A 20,390-nucleotide genomic window follows, 5' to 3' on the forward strand; every position below is an offset into this window, starting at 1 on the left:
GCCCGAGCCCGCACACCCCGGCGCGCCGCCCGAGGACGCCCCCGCCCCCGGCCCCTCCCGCCGTCTCTTCGTCTCCCGGGTCGTGGCCGGTGCCGCCGCCACGGCCGCCGTGGGCACCGTCGGCTACGGCACCTACGGGGTGCTGCGCGGGCCGCGCGTCAAGCGGGTCACCGTCCCGCTGGCCAAGCTGCCGCGCGCGGCGCACGGCTACCGCATCGCCGTCGTCAGCGACATCCACCTGGGGCCGGTGCTGGGCCGGGACTTCGCGCAGAAGGTCGTCGACACGATCAACTCCACGCAGCCCGACATCGTCGCGGTCGTCGGCGACCTCGTCGACGGCAGCGTCAAGAACCTGGGACCGGCCGCGGCCCCGCTGCGGCAACTGCGGGCGCCCTCCTACTTCGTCACCGGCAACCACGAGTACTTCTCGGGCGCCGAGCAGTGGGTCGAGGAGGTGCGGCGGCTCGGGCTGCACCCTCTGGAGAACGCCCGCACCGAGCTGCCGTACTTCGACCTGGCCGGTGTCAACGACATCGCGGGCGAGAGCGAGGGACAGGGCCCCGACTTCGGCAGGGCGCTCGGCGACCGGGACACCGCCCGCGCCTGCGTGCTCCTCGCCCACCAGCCCGTCCAGATCCACGAGGCCGTCAGGCACCACGTCGACCTCCAGCTGTCCGGCCACACCCACGGCGGCCAGCTCTGGCCCGGCAACCTCCTCGCGGCGGCCGCGAACCCCACCGTCGCGGGCCTGGAACGCTACGGCGACACCCAGCTCTACGTCAGCCGGGGAGCCGGCGCCTGGGGCCCGCCCACGCGCGTGGGCGCTCCGTCGGACATCACCGTGATCGAACTGGCCGCCACGCGCGCGTGAGCGCGCTCTCCGTGCCGGGCACGCCCGCGCCCCCCGTCCGCCGAAGCCCCTGTGCGGGCGCTGTGAAATACGGCCGAAACCCCTGGTAGTAACGTCTTTCCCAACTCCCCTGACGGCTCTTCCCGGAGCTCGAACCCGTGTGATTAGGTGAGCCCCGCCACTAGGGGGTGGCATATGTGTTTTTGGGGGGCCTTCGGGCCTTGGGGAGGGCCAACCGATGCGTTCGGTTCGCATGCGGGTACTCGCGACGCTGCTCGTTCTGGCGGGCGTGGGGATCGGCGGCTGGCAGCTGCTGCCGTCGCAGGACGACAACGGAAAGACGATCACGGTCGGCACGACGGACTCCGTCACGTCGCTCGACCCGGCGGGCGCCTACGACGCCGGGTCCTGGGCGTTGTTCAGCAACGTCTTCCAGTCGCTGCTGACCTTCGAGGCGGGCGGCGCCGCACCCGTCCCGGACGCGGCCCGGAGCTGCGCCTTCGTCGGCAGCGACCTGAAGACGTACCGCTGCACGCTGCGCAGGGGACTCACCTTCCCCAGCGGGCGCGCGATGACCGCCGAGGACGTCAAGTACTCCTTCGACCGCGTCAGGGCGATCAAGTCGGACGTCGGCCCGGCGTCCCTCCTGAGCACCCTCAGGTCGGTCGACGCGAGCGGCTCGACCGTCACCTTCCGGCTGTCCTCGCCCGACGCCACGTTCCCGTTCAAGGTGGCCACCGGAGCCGGCGCGATCGTCGACCGGGAGAAGTACCCGGCGAAGAGCCTGCGCACCGACGGCGGTGTCGACGGAACCGGCCCGTACAAGCTGACGGCGTACACGAAGGGCAAGAGGGCGGTCCTGTCGCCCAACAGCTCCTACAAGGGCGCCATCGGCAGGACCGGCCGCCCCGTCGAACTGCGCTACTACACCGACGCGGACGCCCTGAACACCGCGTGGAAGGCGAAGCAGGTCGACGTGGCCAGCCGTCAGCTGCCGCCCCAGGTGCTGTCCGGACTGTCGGCCAGCGACCCCCATCAGCGCCTCTCGGAGTCCGACAGCTCCGAGACCCGCAACCTCTACCTCAACACCCGCGCCGCCTCGCCCCTGCACGACGTCCGGGTCCGCCGGGCGATGGCCTGGCTGATCAACCGCGAGCAGCTCGCCGCCACCGTCTACAAGGGGACCGTCGACCCGCTGTACTCGCTCATCCCGACCGGCCTGACCGGCCACACCACGTCGTTCTTCGACGCCTACCCCACGCAGAACGCCCAGCGGGCCAGGGCCCTGCTCACCGAGGCCGGCGTGACGCTGCCGGTCCGCTTCACCTACGGCTACGGGAAGAACAGCGGCTCCGCGACGGCGGAGGCCGAGGACCTCAAGCGGCAGCTGGAGGCCGGCGGCCTGTTCAAGGTGACCCTCAAGGGCTACGAGTGGACCGCCTTCCAGAAGCAGTGGGCCACCGGCAAGCTCGACGCCTACGCCGTCGGATGGGTCGCCGACTACCCCGACGCGGACACCTTCGGCGCCACGCTCGTCGGCACCGGCGCCACCATGAACACCGGCTACAGCAGCAACGCCGTCGACCACCTCATCCGGACCAGCCAGCAGTACGCCGACCGCGGCGACGCCACCTCCGACCTGCGCGCGCTCCAGCAGGACATCGCCCACGACGTGCCGGTGATCCCGCTGTGGCAGGGCAAGGAGTACGTCCTGAGCAGCGAGGACGTCGGCGGCAGCCAGTACCTGGACGACGGCACCGGCGTCTACCGGCTGTGGAGCCTGAACTGGATCTGACCCGATGCCGCCCCGCGGACATCCACGGGGCCGACACCGGGTACTCACCCCACGCGGAACCATGTGACGGAGGTGTGCGTGGGGTGAGGAGCGGACGTGTCGAGACGCAACTCCTTCCGGCTGCCCCGGCATCCGGCCTCCGTCGGTCTCGCCCGGCGCCGGGTGCGGGACCACCTGACCGACTGGGGGCACGGGCCGGACGACCGGGCCCTGACGGACACCGTCCTGCCGGTGTCCGAACTGGCGACCAACGTGGTGCGCCACGGCCCGCTCCAGGAGCGGGAGTTCGAGGTCGCGGTGACCGCGCTCGCCGACGGCTCGTGCCTCATCGAGGTCTCCGACGAGGGGCAGGAGGAGCCCCGTTCACGCCTGGTGGGGGAGTCGGAGGAGTCCGGCCGCGGACTGCGCCTGGTGGAGAACCTCGCGGCGGCCTGGGGCGTGTGGAGCCGCGGCCACCACGGCAAGACCGTATGGGCGCTCGTCCTCGCGGCCGCCTGAACGCCGTACGACGTGGTCCTGCGGCTACGTCGGCGCGGCGGTGGCCCGCGCCGGCAGCGTGACCGTGACCGCGAGGCCCTCCCCGGGCGCCGTGCGCACCGCCACCTCACCGCCGTGGGCCTGAACGACCCCCTGCACGATGGCCAGCCCCAGGCCGCTGCCCGCGCCCCCGCCGGCCCGGAAGAACCGGTCGAAGACCCGCGCCGCGTCCTCGGCGCACAGCCCCGGACCCTCGTCCGCGACACACAGCCGTACGACGCCGTCCTCCCGCTCCACCCCCAGCCGCACCGGCACCTCGGCCGGTGTGTGCGTGCGGACGTTGCCCACCAGGTTGCCCAGCACCTGCCGGAGCCCCGACTCGTCGGCGCGCACCAGCAGGGAGCCGCCGGCGGTCACCTCGACCGGCCGGTCCGGCTGCTGCGCGCGCAGGTCCTGGGCGGCGTCCCGGACCAGACGGCTGACGTCGACGTTGCGGAAGCGCAGTTCGGGCTGCTGGTCCAGGCGGGCCAGCGTGAGCAGTTCGTCCACCAGGCGCCCCATGCGGTCGGTCTCGGCCAGCACCCGCTCCCAGGCCCGCTTGCGCTCGTCCGGATCGCTGAGCATCCCCTTGTCGTACAGCTGCAGATAGCCGCGTATCGCCGACAGCGGGGTGCGCAGTTCGTGCGAGGCGTCGGCGACGAAACGGCGCAGCTGGGCCGCGCTGTCCTCCCGGGTGCGGTACGCCGACTCCACCTGGTGCAGCATGGAGTTCAGGGCCAGGCGCAGCTGCTCGACCTCCTGGGTGGGGTGGTGGCTGGAGGGCACACGCCGGGTCAGGTCGCCCTCGGCGATGGCCGACGACGTCTCCACCATGTCCTCCAGCGGCCGCATCCGCCGCCGCACGCTGAACAGCGTCAGACAGGCCAGCAGGGCGAGCAGCAGCGTGCCGATGGTCAGATCGAGCTTGAGGGCCTTCAGCATGCCCCGGTGCAGGGCGTCGGTGGAGCTGGCCAGCAGGATGTAGGTGCCGTCGGGCAGCCGGGTGGCCGTGACGCGGTACAGCGCGCCGTGCACGCTGACGTCCTGCGGCCGGGTGTGCCGCATCAGGGCGTGCGGGTCGCCGACCGCCCGGCTCAGACCGCGCTGCGCCTCGGTGGGCTTGAAGCCTAGGAGGCTGGCGACGTGGCCGTCGGCGTCGACGGCGGCGTAGATCGTGTCCGGGGCCGCGCGCTCGTCGGTCTGCTGCGGGGCGAGCCGGTCGTGGACGAAGCCCAGCACGCTCAGCGAGTCGATCTGCCGCAGGGTCAGCTGCGAACCGCCCAGCGAGTCACGGGTCTTGGTCAGCTCGGTGTCGACCTGGTCGAGCAGGTAGTACCGCATGCCCATCAGGCTGACGGCGGTCGCCGCGACGATGCCGAGGGCGAGCAGCGCGACGGTGGTCAGCGTGAGCTTGGCGCGCAGCGAGTGCAGGCCGCGCTCGCAGTTCAGCCAGCGGCACCTCATGCCAGCCCGTATCCCACGCCACGCCGCGTGGTGATCACCGGCGGCCCCAGGGCGTCCAGTTTGCGGCGCAGATAGCTGATGTAGGTCTCCACCACGGTCGACTCGGGCGGAGTGTGCTCGTACTGCCAGACGTGCCGCAGCAGTTGCTCCTTGGGCACGATCCGGCCGCCGTTGCGCACCAGGAAGCGCAGCAGCGCGTACTCGGTGGGCGTGAGTTCGACGCTGCGGCCCGCGCGGTGGACGCTGTACGTCGTCTCGTCCAGCTCCAGGTCGCCGTAGCGCAGCGGGGGCCGCTGCGGGAGCACGTCGGCCGGCCGGGTGCGGCGCAGCACCGCCGTGATGCGGGCGACGACCTCGTCGATGTTGAACGGCTTGGTGATGTAGTCGTCGCCGAAGCCGAGGGCGCCGACGATCTCGGCCGGTGAGTCGCGCGCGGTGAGGAAGACCAGGGCCAGGTCCGGCTGCCGGTCGCGCAGTTCGCGGCCCAGCGCGCGCCCGTCGCCGTCCGGGAGCATGACGTCGAGCAGCGCCGCGTCCGGCCGGGTGCGCTCGGCGAGCGCGAGGGCCTCGCGGACGGTGCCCGCGACCATCACCTCGAAGCGGTGGTAGCGCAGGGCGATGGCGAGGACGTCCGCGATGCTCGGCTCGTCCTCCACCACCAGCACGGTGCCTGGAGCCGTCGTCATGCCCCCAGTATCGGGCGGGCCACTGACAGCCGGGCCCGAACCGACTTTGGAGTTCCTTGAGAGTCATGGCCGATTCCCCCCACGCGCGCGTGGGGGTCCCGATCCTGTTGCCCAGGACCTGGGGGACCGACCGACGACCGGATGACGACGAAGGAGCTTTGATCGTGGCGGCATTGGCACGGTGGTGCTACCGGCACCGGCTGGTGGTCCTGTTGCTGTGGGTGGGGGCGCTGTTCGGGCTGGGCTTCTCGGCCTCGACGGCGGGGACGAACTACGCGAACGTCTTCTCCCTCCCGGACACGGACTCCAAGAGCGCGTACGACCTGATGGAGAAGGCCTTCCCGAACACCTCGGGCGACACCGACACCGTGGTGTGGAAGGTCGACCGGGGCTCGGTCACGGACAAGGCGGTCCAGGACCGCGTCCGGCCCGCCCTCGACAAGATCGCGGGGATGCCCGGCGTCGGCGCGGTCACCAGCCCCTACGCCGGCCCCCGGGGCGCGGCCCAGATCAGCCGCGACGGCACCATCGCCTACGCGCAGCTGACCTTCGCCAAGCGGGCGAACGAGGTGCCCAAGGACCTCGTGCAGAACGTCCTCGACACCGCGCAGGCGGCGCGGACGGGCGGTCTGCACGTGGAGCTGGGCGGCCAGGCCATCCAGCGCGTCCAGGAGCCGCCCCAGGGCCTGTCGGAGATGGTCGGCATCGTCGCGGCGGCCGTCGTGCTGTTCCTGGCCTTCGGCTCGCTGTTCGCGATGCTGCTGCCCATCGCCATCGCCGTCTTCGGCGTCGGCATGGGCCTGTTCTCCACCCAGCTGCTCAGCCACAGCACCGACATCCCCGACATCGCCCCGCTGCTGGCCTCCCTGATCGGCCTCGGCGTCGGCATCGACTACGCGCTGTTCATCGTCACCCGGCACCGGCGCGGCATCCTGCGCGGCATGGACCCCGAGGAGTCGGCTGTCACCGCCCTCAACACCTCCGGACGTGCCGTGCTGTTCGCGGGCGGCACCGTCTGCATCGCGCTCGCCGGCATGCTCGTCACCCGGCTGCGCTTCCTGGACGGCGTGGTCATCGGCACCTCGCTGACGGTCGTGCTGAGCGTGCTGGCCGCCACGACCCTCCTGCCGGCCCTGCTCGGCTTCCTCGGCCCGCGCGTCCTCAGCCGCCGCCAGCGCCGCCGCCTCGCCGCCGAGGGGCCCGAGACGGAGCACGCGAGCGGTATCGCCGCCCGCTGGTCGGCGAACGTCCAGAAGCGGCCCCGCAGGATCGCCGCGCTCGCCCTGGTCGTCATGGCCGTCCTCGCCGTCCCCGTCCTCTCGCTCCGCCTGGGCGCCACCGACCAGGGCAACGACCAGGCGTCGACGACCACCAGGAAGGCCTACGACCTGCTGGCCGAGGGCTTCGGCCCCGGCTTCAACGGGCCGCTGCAGGTGGTCACCGTCGGCGGCGACGCGACCACGCTGGTCAAGGACATCCGGGCGACCCCCGGCGTGGCGCAGGCGGCCGCGCTGCCGCCCGCGAAGGGCGTGACCGTGATCCAGGTCGTGCCGACGACGTCCCCGCAGTCCAAGCAGACCGACGACCTCATCGACACCCTGCGCGACCAGGTGATCCCGCGGGCCGGGGCCGAGGCCCACGTGGGCGGTGTGACGGCCGTCTCGAAGGACTTCGCGGCCGTGACCGGCGACCGACTGCCGCTGTTCATCGCGACCATCATCGGCCTGGGCTTCCTGCTCCTGCTGGTCGCCTTCCGCTCCCTGGTCGTGCCGCTGACGGCGGCCCTGATGAACCTGATCGCCGCGGCGGCCTCCTTCGGCGTCCTGGTCGCGATCTTCCAGTGGGGCTGGGGCCTGGACCTGCTGAACCTCGGCAAGGAGGGCCCGATCAACGCCTTCCTGCCGGTCATCATGCTGTCCCTGCTCTTCGGCCTGTCCATGGACTACCAGGTGTTCCTGGTGAGCCGGATGCACGAGGAGTGGGTGCACACCAGGGACAACGCGCGCGCGGTGCGCGTGGGCCTGGCGGAGACCAGCCGCGTCATCAACTCCGCCGCCCTGATCATGGTCTGCGTGTTCCTCGCCTTCGTCCTGAGCGGCGACTCGGGCGCGGCGATGGCGGGCGTGGGCCTGGCGGCGGCGGTCGCCCTCGACGCCTTCGTCCTGCGGACGGCGCTGGTGCCGGCCGCGATGCACCTGCTGGGCAACTCCAACTGGTGGCTGCCGGCCTGGCTGGACAAGCGGCTGCCGCATCTGGCGGTCGAGCCGAAGGACGAGGCGGAGGCGGTGGGCCCGGACGGGCCGGCCTCGGCGGTCCACGGCTTCGTCCGCACCGCCGACGGCGAGCCGGTGGACGGCGCCTCCGTGACGCTGCTGTCGAAGGGCGGCCGCCAGCTGGACCGGGTGCGGTCGCTCGCGGACGGCTCCTACATCCTGTCCGTGCCGGGCCCGGCGACCTACCTGCTGACGGTCACGGCCGAGCCGTACGGCACGCGGGCGCGGCAGGTCGTGGTCGAGGGCGGGCCGCTGGTGTACGACGTGGAGCTCGCCGAGGGCGAGGTGGACGCGGTCAACTGACCGCGCTAGGAACCGGACTTGCCGGGGGTGGGCAGCACCTTGGTCATCCCCGGCAGGAAGTCCGTGAACAGCTCGTGCACCTCCCGCACCAGCGGGCGCAGCACCCGGAAGCGGGCCAGCGACACGCCCCGGGCCGTCAGCCGGGCCCCCCGTTCGGCGAGCCGGTAGCTGCGCTGCCGGCCCTCGGTCCGGTCGAAGATCCAGTACAGGACGAGTCCCATCTGGGACAGCCACATCAACTCGGGCAGGACGTCCCGCAGTTCCTCGGGGACCTTCGTCTTCGTCGCCCCCGCGAGCACCTCCCGGTGGACGGAGATCGCCTCCTCGCGCGCGTGCTCCGACTCCGGGGAGAACGGGCTGAGCGGGCTGTCCGGGTCGGCGGCGTTCTTGAAGAACTGGACGGCGAACTCGTGGTACGGCGTCGCGATGTCCAGCCACAGCTTCAGCACGCCCGCGAGCCGCGCCTCCAGTTCGGTCTCCCGGTCCAGGACCTCCCGGATCGCCAGCCGGTGCTCGGCGGCGAGGCGGTCGTAGAAGCCCTGGATCAGGTGTTCCTTGCCGGCGAAGTAGTAGTACGCGTTGCCCACGGAGACGCCGGCCTCCTGGGCGATCGCCCGCATCGTCGTCTTGTCGTAGCCGCGCTCCTGGAAGAGCCGCATGGCCGTCTCCAGGATCAGCGCGCGGGTCTGCTCGGACTTGGTGGTCGGTGCGGTGCCCTCGTCGGGGCTGTCGTTCTTCGCAGGCACGGACGAGAGCCTACGGGGTGGGGCAGGTGCCGTCGCCGCAGCCCGGGACGGTGTGGGTCCAGCCGTGCGCCGGGTCGTAGGACCAGCCGTCCATGCGCCCGTACGCCTGCCCGCCCCACCGCTCGGGGCTCTGCCCCCGCTGCGAGCCCCGCCACTTCGCCGCCGCCAGCGCCGCCCCCTTGGCGAACGGCGCGCCCGCCGGGGTGCTGAGCCGGTGCGCGAGCGGCCGGTGCTCGCGCAGCGCCCACAGGGTGACGATCCAGGCGGCGGCGCCCCGGTAGACCTGACCGGCGTCGCCCACGACGGTGATGTCGTCGAGGGTGGCCCGGTGGTCCAGGGTGGGAAAGCGCCGCCGGGCCCTGTCCGAGTTCGCGGGCACGAGCTCCAGCGGCACGAGCTGCGGCTGCCGGTTCAGCCAGTCCCGCAGGTACGTGCACAGCGAGCAGTCGGCGTCGTACAGGACGGTCAGCCGGCGGACCGGGACCCGGCCCGCCGAGGTGCCGCTCACGCCCCGGCCTGGGGGGCGACCCAGTCCTGCGGGCCGACCGGCGGCATCTGCTCGCGCTCCATGACCCCGCGCCGCCGGATCTTGTTGAGGACGTAGACGTTGCCCAGGTGCATCACGCCGAGCACCAGCAGCACCACGCCGAGCTTGGTCGACAGGGCCTCGAAGATCCCCCGGGTGTCCTCGATGGTCTGGTCGCTGCTGAGGTAGAGGGCGACGAAGCCGAGGTTGACGAGGTAGAAGCCGACCACCAGGAGGTGGTTCACGGCGTCGGCGAGCTGCTCGTTGCCGTGCAGCACGTCGGCGAGGAAGATCCGCCCGTTGCGGCTGAGCGTGCGGGCCACCCAGATGGTGAGCGCGACGCTGACCAGCAGGTAGATGACGTAGGCGATGACCGTACGGTCCATGCCCCACCCCTTCTTGAACGCGTTCAAAACGCTGACAGAGGTGAACTGTAGACCTCTTTTTGAACGTGTTCAACAGGGATGTCGGGGTGGCTTTCCGATCAGGTCCTGCGGCCCAGCTCCGGCCGCTTCGTGTAGTCCGCGAAGCCGATGACGTTCCCCCACGGATCGGCGATCTCCACCGTCCAGCCCGTGGCCACCGAGGACGGCTCGTCCAGGGGCGCGATGCCCGCCCCGGCGAGGGCGCGTGCCGCCGCCCGCGCGTCCGGCACCTCGATCCACAGCCGCGGGGACGCCCACGGCGGCGGCCGGTGCCCCAGCCCCTCCTCCTGGCGCAGCAGGATCCCGGGCGTCTCGCCCCCGACCTTCAGCAGCGCGATCCCGGCCTCGTCGAACCGGAACCCCACCGCGAACCCCGCGCGCTCGTAGAAGTCGACCGCGCCGCCGAGGTCGCCGACCGGCAGCAGGACGTTGTCGAACCCGAGCAGTTCGTAGGACTCGTCATCTGACATAACGTCACAATAGGTGCCGATCCGCCCGGAACCCGTGATTGTCAGTGGCGGCCCGTACCGTCGTCGGCATGGCAATCGTGACGTTCGTCGACGAGACGACCGCGGGGGAGCGGGGAGCCGGCCGGCGGCTTGAGGTCGCCGAGGAGCGGCTCACCGTGCGTGAGCTGATCCGGCGCCGGGTCTTCCAGGAGGTCGCCGAGTACAACACGCGCACGCCCGGCGTGTTCCAGGGGCTGGTGCAGCCCGAGGACACCGAGCGGGTGCTGAACGGGTACGCGCTGCGCACCCCGCGGCGAATAGACCCCGAAGCGCAGACCGAGCTGGCGCTGAGGGCCTTCGCCGCGAACGGCTTCCTGGTGCTGGTCGGCGACCGCCAGGTCACCGAGCCGGACGAGGAGATCGAGCTCGCGCCCGGCACCGAGGTCACGTTTCTCAAGCTGGTACCGCTGGTGGGGGGATGACGGTGGGGGAGATCCAGAGGTACAAGGACCTGGTCGGGCAGCGGGCCGCCGACGGCGAGCTGGGGGAGCTGGCCGTCGACCTGCTCAGGGCCGCGGCCGCCAACAACGGCGCGTGGAACGGCCTGTGGGCCGGCGTCCTGGACCGGCTGCGCGCCCTGCCCGAGGAGACGCGCGCGCTGCTCGCCGACGAACTCGTGGCGCTGTACCACTCGGTGAGCGAGGGCTCGAACGCCCGCGGACACGCCCTGACGCTCGTCGGCATCCTCGGGCGCGGCCTGCCCGGCGACCGGCTCTCCGTCGAGCGGCTGAAGGCGCTGGACGAGCTCGGCCGGCAGCACGGCCACTGGTACGGCTCGCACTCCGCGGTCCTCGCCGAGGCCGAACTGTCCTGCGGCCGGCGCCTCGCCCCCGCCGTCGTCGCCTTCTACCGCCGCGCCGCCCTCGACTCCTACCTCGACAGCGACGACCCGGTGGCCGTGCTCGCGAAGAAGCTCACCGCGCCCGCCCTCAACGTCGGCGAGCCGTGGGCCGAGCAGGCGATGAGCGACGCCGGCAGCCCCGACTGGCAGGACCTGCTCGCCCACCTGGCCACGGCCACCGCGGCCAAGCCCAGCCCCAAGTGGGACCGGCGGGCCCGCGCCCTGATCGAGGCCGTCGGCGCCGAGCACGTCCGGGCCACCGCCCTGCCCTGGCTCGCCCTCGTCGGCCGCCCCAGGACCTTCCCCCTGCGGGAGGGCTACCCGACGGACCCCGTCAACCAGACCTACGACCCCTACAACGCCAACGCCCTGCGGGGGCTCGCCTGGATGCTCTCCCTCCTCCCGCCGCACCCCGGCACCGCCCGCGCCCTGGGCGCCCTCGTCGAGACCTCGCTGAAGAAGGTCCCCGGCGTCGGCCCGCGCAACCCGAAGGTCGCCAACGCCGGTGTCCTCGCCCTCTCCCGCCTGGACGGCGAGGCCGCCCTCGCCGAACTGGCCCGGCTGGCGACCCGGGTGACGTACAAGGCCACGGCCAAGCTCGTCGACGCCGCACTGCAGAAGCGGGCCGCCGACCTGGGGCTCGGCCGCGAGGAGATCGAGGAACTCGCCGTCCCCGCCTACGGGCTGACCGAGGTCGGGCGCGCGGAGCGCCGGTTCGGGGAGGCCACGGCCGTCCTCCAGGTCGAGGGCACCCGGTGCCTGCTCGGCTGGCGCAACGCCGCCGGCAGGACGGTCAAGGCGGTCCCCGCGGCCGTCCGACGCGACCACCCCGACGAGCTCAAGGAGCTCAAGGCCGCCGTCAAGGACATCGACAAGATGCTCTCCGCGCAGAGCGAGCGCCTGGACCGCCAGTTCCTCGCCCGGCGCACCTGGCCCTACGCCGCCTGGCGCGAGCGCTACCTGGACCATCCCCTGGTCGGCACCCTCGCCCGCCGCCTGCTGTGGACCGTCGACGGCAGGACCGCCGGCTACGCGGACGGCGCCCTGCGCACCCTCACCGACGAGCCGGTGGGCGACGGGGCGCAGGTCGCGCTCTGGCACCCCGTCGGGCACGAGCCCGCCGAGATCGTCGCCTGGCGGGACTGGCTGGAGCGGCACGGCATCACCCAGCCGTTCAAGCAGGCCCACCGCGAGGTCTACCTCCTCACCGACGCCGAGCGCGCGACCGGCACGTACTCCAACCGCTTCGCGGCGCACATCCTGCGCCAGCACCAGTTCCACTCGCTGGCCGCGGTCCGCGGCTGGCGCAACCGGCTGCGGCTGATGGTCGACGACGAGGCACCGCCGGCCACCCGCGAGCTGCCGCGGTGGGGACTGCGCGCCGAGTACTGGATCGAGGGCGACGGAGACGGCGGCGACGACATCACCGCCGGCTCCGGCAGCTTCCTGCGCCTGCGCACCGACCAGGTCCGCTTCTACCCGATCGACGCCCCGGAGAACTGGGCGCACTGCTGCGGCGGCGAGTACCGCATGTGGCCGCGCGCCGGCGCCGGCCCCGTCGACCCGCTGCCCCTCACCGACGTCCCGCCCCTCGTCCTGTCCGAAGTCCTGCGCGACGTCGACCTGTTCGTCGGAGTGTCCAGCGTCGGCAACGACCCCACCTGGCAGGACGGCGGCCCGGAGGGCCGGTTCCGCGCGTACTGGTCGGGCTACAGCTTCGGCGCGCTCAACCAGAGCGCCGAGACCCGCAGGGCGCTGCTCGAACGCCTCGTACCCCGCCTCGCCATAGCCGACCGCTGCACCGTCGAGGGCCGCTTCCTGCACGTGAAGGGCGAGCGCCACACGTACAAGATCCACCTCGGCTCGGGCAACATCCTCATGACCCCGAACGACCAGTACCTTTGCATCGTCCCGAAGTCCGCCCCGGCCACCCCGCAGACGGGCTACCTGCCCTACGAGGGCGACCGCATGCTGGGAGTGATCCTCAGCAAGGCCCTGATGCTGGCCGACGACCTGAACATCACGGACCCGACGATCCTGAGCCAGCTGTGAGGATCACATGCTGCTCAGTGAACGGGCGTAGTTGATCTGCCCCATGACCGCGGGGAACGTGTGCGGGCCCTGGGCCGGGATCATCGTCGAGTGGTGCCGGCCCGCGCTGGTCACGGTGACCTGGATGAAGCCGGTCGTCCTCTTCTCCTTCATCAGAAGGAAGAACAGACCGAGCAGACAGAAGATGAAGAAGATGATCGCGAGCACGATGGCGACCGTCGGGATCTTCTCCTCGGTGTGCGACATGTCGGTGGCGTTCCACACCGCGCCGCGCAGAGGCATGGTGCCGGCGGGCGTGATGATCTGATCGCCCATCACCGTGATGTCGCCGATGGCAACCAGCGGCGCGCCACCCGCCGGGGCCGGCGCACCCGGCTGCTGCGGGTGGCCGTAGGGCGGAGTGGGGGTTTGCGCGGGATAGCCGTACGCCGGTGTCGCGGGCTGCTGCGGATAGCCGTAACCGGGTGCGGAGTTGGGGTAGCCGTACCCCGGCGGGGGCGTCGTCGGGGGCTGCGCGGGCGGCTTGCCCGGTCCCCACTCGCCCGCTCCACCCTGATACGGATTCGGCTCGGTCATGCGCTCGTCCCCCGTCCCCCGGCCGTGCCCTGTCGGACGGCCCGGCCGGCGCACCATCTTGCCAGCAGCCCCACGCCGGCCGCCACTTGATCACCGAGTCCCCGGAGCGTTCCCTTCCGGAGGAGCGCCAACCAGCCAGAACGCCTCAGGGCCCTGTTTCCGAAATGGTGGAAACAGGGCCCTGAGGCGGGGACCGGAAGGTCAGAAGCGGCGGGTGATCAGGGCTCGCTTGACCTCCTGGATCGCCTTCGTGACCTCGATGCCGCGCGGGCAGGCGTCCGTGCAGTTGAAGGTCGTGCGGCAGCGCCACACGCCGTCGCGGTCGTTGAGGATCTCCAGGCGCTGCTCGCCCGCCTCGTCACGCGAGTCGAAGATGAAGCGGTGCGCGTTGACGATGGCGGCCGGACCGAAGTACTGGCCGTCGTTCCAGAAGACCGGGCAGGACGACGTGCACGCGGCGCACAGGATGCACTTGGTGGTGTCGTCGAAGCGCTCGCGGTCCTCGGCCGTCTGCAGCCGCTCGCGCGTGGGCTCGTTCGTGTCCTTCGTGATGAGGAAGGGCATGACGTCCCGGTACGCCTGGAAGAACGGCTCCATGTCGACCACGAGGTCCTTCAGCACCGTCAGGCCCTTGATGGGCTCGACCGTGATCGGCTTCTCGGGGTTGATGTCCTTGATCAGCGTCTTGCAGGCGAGACGGTTCTTGCCGTTGATGCGCATGGCGTCGGAACCGCAGATGCCGTGGGCGCAGGAGCGGCGGAAGGTCAGCGTGCCGTCCAGCTCCCACTTGATCTTGTGGAGGCCGTCGAGGACGCGCTCCTTCGGGTCGATCTCCAGCTGGAAGTCTTCCCAGACCGCCTCGGCCGAGACCTCGGAGTTGAAGCGGCGGATGCGGAAGGTGACCGTGATGTACGGGGAGTCGGCGAAACCGGGCTCGGGCGCTCCTGCCGCGTCCGCCTTCTCCAGAGTCGGGGTAGCCATCAGTACTTACGCTCCATCGGCTGGTAGCGGGTCTGGACGACCGGCTTGTAGTCGAGACGGATGGACTCGGTGCCGTCGTCGCCCACCTCGCGGTACGCCATGGTGTGGCGCATGAAGTTGACGTCGTCGCGGTTGGGGTAGTCCTCGCGGTAGTGACCGCCGCGGGACTCCTTGCGGGCCAGCGCGGAGACGGCCATGACCTCGGCCAGGTCGAGCAGGTTGCCCAGCTCGATCGCCTCCAGCAGGTCGGTGTTGAACCGCCGGCCCTTGTCCTGGATCGCGACGTTCTTGTAGCGCTCGCGCAGCTCGGCGATCTTCTCGACGGCCGTCTTGATCGTCTGCTCGGTGCGGAACACCATGACGTTGGCGTCCATGGTCTCCTGCAGCTCCCGGCGGAGCACGGACACCCGCTCGGTGCCGGTCGAGGAACGCAGCCGCTCGACCTGGTCGATCACCAGCTGCGCCGGGTTCTCGGGCAGCTCGACGAAGTCGGCCTTCTGGCTGTACTCCGCCGCGGCGATGCCGGCCCGGCGGCCGAAGACGTTGATGTCCAGCAGCGAGTTCGTGCCCAGGCGGTTGGCGCCGTGCACGGACACGCAGGCGACCTCGCCGGCCGCGTACAGACCCGGGACGACGGTGGTGTTGTCCGCCAGGACCTCACCCTCGACGTTCGTCGGGATGCCGCCCATCGCGTAGTGCGCGGTCGGCTGGATCGGGATCGGGTCCGTGTAGGGCTCGATGCCGAGGTAGGTGCGCGCGAACTCCGTGATGTCGGGCAGCTTGGCGTCCAGCTGCTCCGGCGGGAGGTGCGTGAGGTCGAGGTAGACGTGGTCGCCCTCGGGACCGCAGCCGCGGCCCTCGCGGATCTCCGTGTAGATGGAGCGCGAGACGACGTCACGGGACGCGAGGTCCTTCATGACCGGCGCGTACTTCTCCATGAAGCGCTCGCCGTCCTTGTTGCGCAGGATGCCGCCCTCACCGCGGGCGCCCTCCGTCAGCAGGATGCCCATGCGCCAGATGCCGGTCGGGTGGAACTGGAAGAACTCCATGTCCTCCAGCGGCAGCCCGCGCCGGTACACCGCGGCCTGGCCGTCACCGGTCAGCGTGTGCGCGTTGGACGTCACCTTGAAGAACTTGCCGCAGCCGCCGGACGCGTAGATCACGGCCTTCGCCTGGAAGACGTGGATCTCACCGGTCGCCAGCTCGTAGGCGACGACACCGGCCGAGCGCCTGACGCCGTCGACCTCAGTGATCAGCTGGTCCAGGACGTAGAACTCGTTGAAGAACTCCACGCCCTCCTTGACGCAGTTCTGGTACAGCGTCTGGAGGATCATGTGGCCGGTGCGGTCCGCGGCGTAGCAGGACCGGCGGACCGGGGCCTCGCCGTGGTTGCGGGAGTGCCCGCCGAAGCGGCGCTGGTCGATCGTGCCGTTCGGGGTGCGGTTGAACGGCAGGCCCATCTTCTCCAGGTCGAGGACGGAGTCGATGGCCTCCTTCGCCAGGATCTCGGCGGCGTCCTGGTCGACCAGGTAGTCACCGCCCTTGACCGTGTCGAAGGTGTGCCACTCCCAGTTGTCCTCCTCCACGTTCGCCAGCGCGGCGGCCATGCCGCCCTGCGCGGCGCCCGTGTGGGAGCGGGTGGGGTAGAGCTTGGTCAGCACGGCGGTGCGGCTGCGCTTCGTCGACTCGATGGCGGCGCGCATACCGGCGCCACCGGCGCCGACGATGACGGTGTCGTACTTGTGGATCTTCATGATTCTCGCAGCCCCGTGCCTAGCGGATGTTCGGGTCGAAGGTGAAGATCACCAGCGTGCCCAGCAGGATGGTGAACACCGTGGCGGTGTAGAGCAGGCCCTTCAGCCACAGCCGGGTGTTCGCGCGCTCCGCGTAGTCGTTGATGACGGTACGCAGGCCGTTCGCGCCGTGCAGCATCGCGAGCCAGAGCATCAGCAGGTCCCAGACCTGCCAGAACGGCGAGGCCCAGCGGCCGGCCACGAAGGCGAAGCCGATCTTCGACACACCGCCGTCCAGCACGAGCTGGATCAGCAGGTGGCCCAGGACCAGGACGACCAGCACGATGCCGGACAGGCGCATGAACAGCCAGCCGTACATCTCGAAGTTGCCCCGGGTGGACTTCGGGGACTTCTTGGTGCGCTTGCGCGGGGCCTCGATGAGGGGTGCCGGGTTGTCGACGTTGTAGAGGGACTCGCCCTCGACGGGGCCGACGCCGGAAGCGGTGGATTCGGTGGTGGCCATGGGTGTCAGCTCCCGAAGAGTTCACGAGCGGCGTGGCCGAGGACGGGGTAGATCGCCCCGATCATCAGCACGACCCAGACGCCCACGACGGACCAGAGCATCTGCTTCTGGTAGCGCGGGCCCTTCGACCAGAAGTCGACGGCGATGACGCGCAGGCCGTTGAGCGCGTGGAAGAGGATGGCGGCGACGAGGCCGTACTCCAGCGCGGCGACGATCGGGGTCTTGTACGTGGCCACGACCTTGTCGTAGGCCTCGGGAGACACACGGACGAGAGCGGTGTCCAGCACGTGAACGAACAGGAAGAAGAAGATGAGGACGCCGGTGACTCGGTGAGCCACCCAGGACCACATTCCTTCCCGGCCGCGGTACAGCGTTCCAGCCGGCACGGAAGTCCCTCCGGGAGCGGGGATTGGGGCCGCGCCGGCTTTGCCTGTCGGTCGGGCCCGGCCGGGTACGGTCCACCGGCCCCCAGCATCCTAACGACGGTTGCTTGCGGCGCTTACGCCGGGCCTACCGGTGTGATCAAAGTGGCACGCGGATGGGTGAGCGCAGGGGCTTGTTGGGGCGGGGTGTCCCGTTATCTGCCGGGTGCGGGCGCGTGGGGGCTGGTCGCGCCCGCGCGGTGGTAGCCGCACACAGTCACAGCCTCGCGCCCCTGAGCAGGGTGCCGAGCCGTTCCTTCGCGAGGCGGCGGAGTTCCTCTGCGGCCACCACCCGCTCGTCCTCCGGATCGTTCGCCAAACGTGACCGGATCGCTTCCAGGACGTGGTCCAGGGCCTCGCTCGGGGGAACGCCGTCCAGGCAGATCACGAACGCGTGTCCGAATTTCGACTCGTATGCGGCGTGGGCGGCGCCCATCGCCATGTGGGCGGCCGAGTACGCCCCGTCCGGCAGCGTCGGCAGCGCCTCCGCGGCCAGCGCCTCCGCCAGATCGCCCGGTGCCAGGTCGTACGCGGCCTCGTCCGACGCGGCCAGCAGGGACGCCAGGTCGGGATAGGGGCGGTGGGCCGAGACGCGGTCCGCCCAGCGGTGGCTGCGCAGGCAGTCCAGGAGGAGTTTGTGGACCTCCTCGACGGGGGCCGAGTTGAAGGCGCCGAGGACAGCGGGCAGTGTCGGTATGGCCGGTCGGCCAGGAAGGTGTGTGGGCGTCACGTGTGTTTCGACAGAGGAAGCTGTGAGGGATGTTGCGTCACGGTATCGAGGACGCTCGTGATGTGTCCGACGGATGCCCGAATTTCACCCTCAGGGGAGAGGTCCGGAACGCCTGGTGGACGCATACGGCCGTCCGAGGGTCTTAGGTTGGCGTGGTGAGTCAGCACAGGCGCCGGCGTCCGGCGAGGAATGTGAAGACGGGGATCGTGGTCGGTGCGGCCGTGGCCGTGACGGTCGGCGCGGGCGTGGGCCTGGGGCTGTGGGCCTCCGGGGGCGACGGCGGCGGGTCGGCGCAGGAGCAGGCGAGCTCCTCCAGCGGGACGTCGGACGGCACGGCGAGCGCCGGGCGCGGGGCCAGCCCGACGCCGAGCCCGACGCGGTCGTACCCCCTGTCGCAGGCGCCCCTCACCATTCCCGCCGTGCGTTCCCACACCGCCGCCCACGGGCCGGGCTGGCGTCCGGCACGCGGTGAGCGGGTGGTGATCGCCGACGCACGGCTCGCCGACGAGGGCCGTCTCATCGCCTCCGAGCTGGGGCTGACGTACGCCGGTGCGAAGAAGGACGTGAAGGCCGGGGACCTGCGGCTGGCGGTGAACGGCGGCGCGGGCGCGAACCCGGAGTCGTACACCATGACCGTGCGCGGCGGGACGGTGAGCATCAGCGGGCCCACGGACGCGGGGGTCTTCTACGGCACCCGGACGCTGAAGCAGGAGGTGCACGGCGGGGGCACGGCGCCCGAGGGGGTCGTGAAGGACCAGCCGGCCAAGCCTGTGCGCGGGTTCATGCTCGACATAGCCCGCAAGAACTTCACCGCCGGATGGATCGAGGACCGGGTCCGGGAGCTGGGCGACCTGAAGTTCAACGAGCTCGGGCTGCACTTCTCCGACGACCAGGGCTTCCGTATCGCGTCCGACACCCACCCCGAGGTCGTCTCGCAGCAGCATCTGACCAAGGCCGAGGTCAAGCGGATCGTCGCGCTCGCGCAGAGCCGGCACATCACCGTCGTCCCCGAGATCGACTCGCCCGGCCATCTGGGTGCCGTCATCGCCGCCCACCCCGACCTGCAGCTGCGCAACGTGAGCGGGGTCGCGACGCGCGGGGCCGTCGACATCTCCAAGCCGGCCGCCGCCAAGATCGTCGACGACCTGCTGAACGAGTACGCCGGCCTCTTCCCGGGCGGGCAGTGGAACCTGGGCGGCGACGAGTACCAGGCGCTGGTGGTGGCGAACCCGCAGGCCTCCTATCCGCAGCTGGCCGCGGCGGCGCGGCAGAAGTACGGGTCCGGCGGGACCGTCTCCGACCTGACGACCGGGTGGCTCAACGACCGCGCCGCCACCGTGCGGGCCCACGGCAGGACCATGCGGGCCTGGAACGACGGCTTCCTCGCCGCCAGCTCGGTGCAGCCCGCCAAGGACCTGCGGGTCGGGTACTGGACCGGCAAGGAGTACGGCGCGCGGCAGCCGGTGGCCTATCTGGCCGCGGGGCGCAAGCTCGTCAACTACAACGACGAGTTCCTCTACTACGTCCTCGGGCAGCCCAACAACTTCGTCTACCCGACCGGGCAGCGGATCTACGAGCAGTGGACGCCGCTGGTCGTCCGGGGCACGGTGTCCGTGCCGGCCCGGTACGACGCGCAGATCCTCGGCGGCAGCTTCGCCGTGTGGTGCGACCTGTCGGGCTCGCAGACCGAAGGCCAGGTCGCGGCCGGGATCCGGATGCCGCTGCGGGCCACCGTGCAGAAGCTGTGGGACCCGCGCCGGCCCGCGCTGTCCTGGGCGCAGTTCAAGGCGCTCGCCGGCCGGCTGGGCTGATCGCCGGCCCACGGCGGCCTTTTTGTCCCATACGGCTGCGAACGGCCGTACGACTGTGGTGTATTCGGCGCGAGCCGAAGCCGAGATGTCGTGGGGGCGGGACATGGGCTACTGGGGGTACTACGTCGTGGGGCGCGGCGAGCGGCCGCTCGCCGGGTTCGACGCGCTGGCCGGCGTCCGGCAGCGCATGGAGCTGCGGGCCGAGGCGCCCGGCGGCTGGCAGGTCTGGGAGTGCCCGGGCGGGGACGTCGAGGTGGGGAACATGAACGTCCTCGCCGCGCAGACCGGCGCCCCCGCCCTGTTCGGGTACGTCATGAACAGCGACTGCGTGGTCGTCGAGGCGGCCGCGCCCGAGAGCGGGGCGTGGACGACGTGTCTGGCCCGGTCCGCCATGGCCGGATACCTCGGCGGGCAGGAGGGGCTCACGCTGGAGGACTACTTCCTGGACCCGCGTGACGCTGCGGAGCGGGCCGTCGCCTGGGCCGCGGAGGCGGGCCGCGACGCCGACGCCGCGGCGCTGGCCGAGGTGCTCACCGCCGACCCCGAGCCCTTGGCCGAAAATCTCTTCTTCCGCTTGCTCGACCGGCTCGGCGTGGTGCCGCTGTGACACTCCCGAGCCGTCGCACGC

The 20,390-nt window shown here is 71.4% G+C and carries 20 protein-coding genes; 8 read left to right on the forward strand and 12 right to left on the reverse strand.

What is annotated here, in order from left to right:
* The 3 genes from M8J74_RS00005 to M8J74_RS00015 form a co-directional block, all read left to right on the forward strand.
* Positions 1-871 (forward strand): metallophosphoesterase (locus tag M8J74_RS00005; RefSeq protein ID WP_249834408.1); only part of this gene is annotated, 871 nt, incomplete at its 5' end.
* A 217-nt stretch (positions 872-1,088) separates the two neighbouring features.
* Positions 1,089-2,645 carry an ABC transporter substrate-binding protein gene (locus M8J74_RS00010; protein ID WP_249834409.1) on the forward strand — a complete coding sequence of 519 codons (1,557 nt, stop codon included), beginning with the start codon at positions 1,089-1,091 and terminating at the stop codon, positions 2,643-2,645.
* Positions 2,646-2,741: 96 nt separating this feature from the next.
* Entirely contained in the window at positions 2,742-3,143 is a 402-nt protein-coding gene (locus tag M8J74_RS00015) for an ATP-binding protein (protein WP_249834410.1), read from the forward strand.
* Positions 3,144-3,167: 24 nt separating this feature from the next.
* Here M8J74_RS00015 and M8J74_RS00020 read toward each other — a convergent pair whose 3' ends face one another.
* The gene (locus tag M8J74_RS00020; RefSeq protein WP_249834411.1) at positions 3,168-4,625 is read right to left on the reverse strand and encodes a sensor histidine kinase; all 1,458 of its coding nucleotides are present in this window, start codon (positions 4,623-4,625) and stop codon (positions 3,168-3,170) included.
* A complete protein-coding gene (locus tag M8J74_RS00025; RefSeq protein WP_249834412.1) occupies positions 4,622-5,311 on the reverse strand; it encodes a response regulator transcription factor in 690 nt (229 codons plus the stop codon). The genes M8J74_RS00020 and M8J74_RS00025 overlap by 4 nt, the downstream gene beginning before the upstream one ends.
* 173 nt (positions 5,312-5,484) lie before the next feature.
* Between M8J74_RS00025 and M8J74_RS00030 the strand changes: the two genes are divergently transcribed.
* Positions 5,485-7,887, forward strand: coding sequence for an MMPL family transporter (locus M8J74_RS00030; protein ID WP_249834608.1), 2,403 nt, complete (start codon positions 5,485-5,487; stop codon positions 7,885-7,887).
* 5 nt (positions 7,888-7,892) lie between these two features.
* Here the strand turns inward: M8J74_RS00030 and M8J74_RS00035 are convergent, their stop codons facing one another.
* The 4 genes from M8J74_RS00035 to M8J74_RS00050 all read right to left on the reverse strand — a co-directional run bounded on the left by M8J74_RS00035 (position 7,893) and on the right by M8J74_RS00050 (position 10,054).
* The gene (locus M8J74_RS00035; protein ID WP_249834413.1) at positions 7,893-8,633 is read right to left on the reverse strand and encodes a TetR family transcriptional regulator; all 741 of its coding nucleotides are present in this window, start codon (positions 8,631-8,633) and stop codon (positions 7,893-7,895) included.
* A gap of 10 nt (positions 8,634-8,643) precedes the next feature.
* Entirely contained in the window at positions 8,644-9,141 is a 498-nt protein-coding gene (locus M8J74_RS00040) for a thiol-disulfide oxidoreductase DCC family protein (protein ID WP_249834414.1), read from the reverse strand.
* Positions 9,138-9,545 carry a hypothetical protein gene (locus M8J74_RS00045; protein ID WP_058928225.1) on the reverse strand — a complete coding sequence of 136 codons (408 nt, stop codon included), beginning with the start codon at positions 9,543-9,545 and terminating at the stop codon, positions 9,138-9,140. Before M8J74_RS00045 ends, M8J74_RS00040 begins: the two co-directional genes overlap by 4 nt.
* Before the next feature lie 98 nt (positions 9,546-9,643).
* Positions 9,644-10,054, reverse strand: coding sequence for a VOC family protein (locus tag M8J74_RS00050; RefSeq protein ID WP_249834415.1), 411 nt, complete (start codon positions 10,052-10,054; stop codon positions 9,644-9,646).
* A 68-nt stretch (positions 10,055-10,122) separates the two neighbouring features.
* On the opposite strand from M8J74_RS00050, the gene M8J74_RS00055 reads away from it, so the two are divergent.
* Positions 10,123-10,515: a hypothetical protein gene (locus tag M8J74_RS00055; RefSeq protein WP_249834416.1), complete on the forward strand. Its 393-nt coding sequence runs from the start codon at positions 10,123-10,125 to the stop codon at positions 10,513-10,515.
* Entirely contained in the window at positions 10,512-12,986 is a 2,475-nt protein-coding gene (locus tag M8J74_RS00060) for a DUF4132 domain-containing protein (RefSeq protein ID WP_249834417.1), read from the forward strand. The genes M8J74_RS00055 and M8J74_RS00060 overlap by 4 nt, the downstream gene beginning before the upstream one ends.
* 3 nt (positions 12,987-12,989) lie before the next feature.
* On the opposite strand, the gene M8J74_RS00065 is transcribed toward M8J74_RS00060, so the two are convergent.
* The 6 genes from M8J74_RS00065 to M8J74_RS00090 all read right to left on the reverse strand — a co-directional run bounded on the left by M8J74_RS00065 (position 12,990) and on the right by M8J74_RS00090 (position 17,951).
* Positions 12,990-13,562: a hypothetical protein gene (locus tag M8J74_RS00065; RefSeq protein WP_249834418.1), complete on the reverse strand. Its 573-nt coding sequence runs from the start codon at positions 13,560-13,562 to the stop codon at positions 12,990-12,992.
* 201 nt (positions 13,563-13,763) lie between these two features.
* Positions 13,764-14,543, reverse strand: coding sequence for a succinate dehydrogenase iron-sulfur subunit (locus tag M8J74_RS00070; RefSeq protein ID WP_058923628.1), 780 nt, complete (start codon positions 14,541-14,543; stop codon positions 13,764-13,766).
* A complete protein-coding gene (gene sdhA / locus M8J74_RS00075; RefSeq protein WP_249834419.1) occupies positions 14,543-16,297 on the reverse strand; it encodes a succinate dehydrogenase flavoprotein subunit in 1,755 nt (584 codons plus the stop codon). Before sdhA ends, M8J74_RS00070 begins: the two co-directional genes overlap by 1 nt.
* 19 nt (positions 16,298-16,316) lie before the next feature.
* Positions 16,317-16,799: a succinate dehydrogenase hydrophobic membrane anchor subunit gene (locus M8J74_RS00080; protein WP_058923626.1), complete on the reverse strand. Its 483-nt coding sequence runs from the start codon at positions 16,797-16,799 to the stop codon at positions 16,317-16,319.
* Positions 16,800-16,804: 5 nt separating this feature from the next.
* Positions 16,805-17,185, reverse strand: a complete 381-nt coding sequence (gene sdhC, locus M8J74_RS00085; RefSeq protein WP_079078007.1) for a succinate dehydrogenase, cytochrome b556 subunit — start codon at positions 17,183-17,185, stop codon at positions 16,805-16,807.
* A gap of 253 nt (positions 17,186-17,438) precedes the next feature.
* Positions 17,439-17,951: a 2-oxo-4-hydroxy-4-carboxy-5-ureidoimidazoline decarboxylase gene (locus tag M8J74_RS00090; RefSeq protein ID WP_249834420.1), complete on the reverse strand. Its 513-nt coding sequence runs from the start codon at positions 17,949-17,951 to the stop codon at positions 17,439-17,441.
* Positions 17,952-18,142: 191 nt separating this feature from the next.
* Between M8J74_RS00090 and M8J74_RS00095 the strand changes: the two genes are divergently transcribed.
* Together M8J74_RS00095 and M8J74_RS00100 are read left to right on the forward strand one after the other, a co-directional pair.
* Complete coding sequence (locus M8J74_RS00095; RefSeq protein ID WP_249834421.1) at positions 18,143-19,762, forward strand: beta-N-acetylhexosaminidase; 1,620 nt, start codon at positions 18,143-18,145, stop codon at positions 19,760-19,762.
* Between the two features lie 103 nt (positions 19,763-19,865).
* Positions 19,866-20,369: a hypothetical protein gene (locus M8J74_RS00100; RefSeq protein WP_249834422.1), complete on the forward strand. Its 504-nt coding sequence runs from the start codon at positions 19,866-19,868 to the stop codon at positions 20,367-20,369.
* Positions 20,370-20,390 lie beyond the last annotated feature (21 nt).

This window comes from Streptomyces panaciradicis (assembly GCF_023516615.1).
GTDB classification, from domain to species: Bacteria; Actinomycetota; Actinomycetes; order Streptomycetales; family Streptomycetaceae; genus Streptomyces; species Streptomyces panaciradicis.

What these genes read in the sequence shown, in the direction of transcription:
- M8J74_RS00010 (WP_249834409.1), top strand. Translation starts at nt 1,089, where the DNA reads ATGCGTTCGGTTCGCATGCGGGTACTCGCGACGCTGCTCGTTCTGGCG.
- M8J74_RS00020 (WP_249834411.1), bottom strand. Translation starts at nt 4,625, where the DNA reads ATGAGGTGCCGCTGGCTGAACTGCGAGCGCGGCCTGCACTCGCTGCGC.
- M8J74_RS00025 (WP_249834412.1), bottom strand. Translation starts at nt 5,311, where the DNA reads ATGACGACGGCTCCAGGCACCGTGCTGGTGGTGGAGGACGAGCCGAGC.
- M8J74_RS00045 (WP_058928225.1), bottom strand. Translation starts at nt 9,545, where the DNA reads ATGGACCGTACGGTCATCGCCTACGTCATCTACCTGCTGGTCAGCGTC.
- M8J74_RS00050 (WP_249834415.1), bottom strand. Translation starts at nt 10,054, where the DNA reads ATGTCAGATGACGAGTCCTACGAACTGCTCGGGTTCGACAACGTCCTG.
- M8J74_RS00055 (WP_249834416.1), top strand. Translation starts at nt 10,123, where the DNA reads ATGGCAATCGTGACGTTCGTCGACGAGACGACCGCGGGGGAGCGGGGA.
- M8J74_RS00060 (WP_249834417.1), top strand. Translation starts at nt 10,512, where the DNA reads ATGACGGTGGGGGAGATCCAGAGGTACAAGGACCTGGTCGGGCAGCGG.
- M8J74_RS00065 (WP_249834418.1), bottom strand. Translation starts at nt 13,562, where the DNA reads ATGACCGAGCCGAATCCGTATCAGGGTGGAGCGGGCGAGTGGGGACCG.
- M8J74_RS00070 (WP_058923628.1), bottom strand. Translation starts at nt 14,543, where the DNA reads ATGGCTACCCCGACTCTGGAGAAGGCGGACGCGGCAGGAGCGCCCGAG.
- sdhA (WP_249834419.1), bottom strand. Translation starts at nt 16,297, where the DNA reads ATGAAGATCCACAAGTACGACACCGTCATCGTCGGCGCCGGTGGCGCC.
- M8J74_RS00080 (WP_058923626.1), bottom strand. Translation starts at nt 16,799, where the DNA reads ATGGCCACCACCGAATCCACCGCTTCCGGCGTCGGCCCCGTCGAGGGC.
- M8J74_RS00100 (WP_249834422.1), top strand. Translation starts at nt 19,866, where the DNA reads ATGGGCTACTGGGGGTACTACGTCGTGGGGCGCGGCGAGCGGCCGCTC.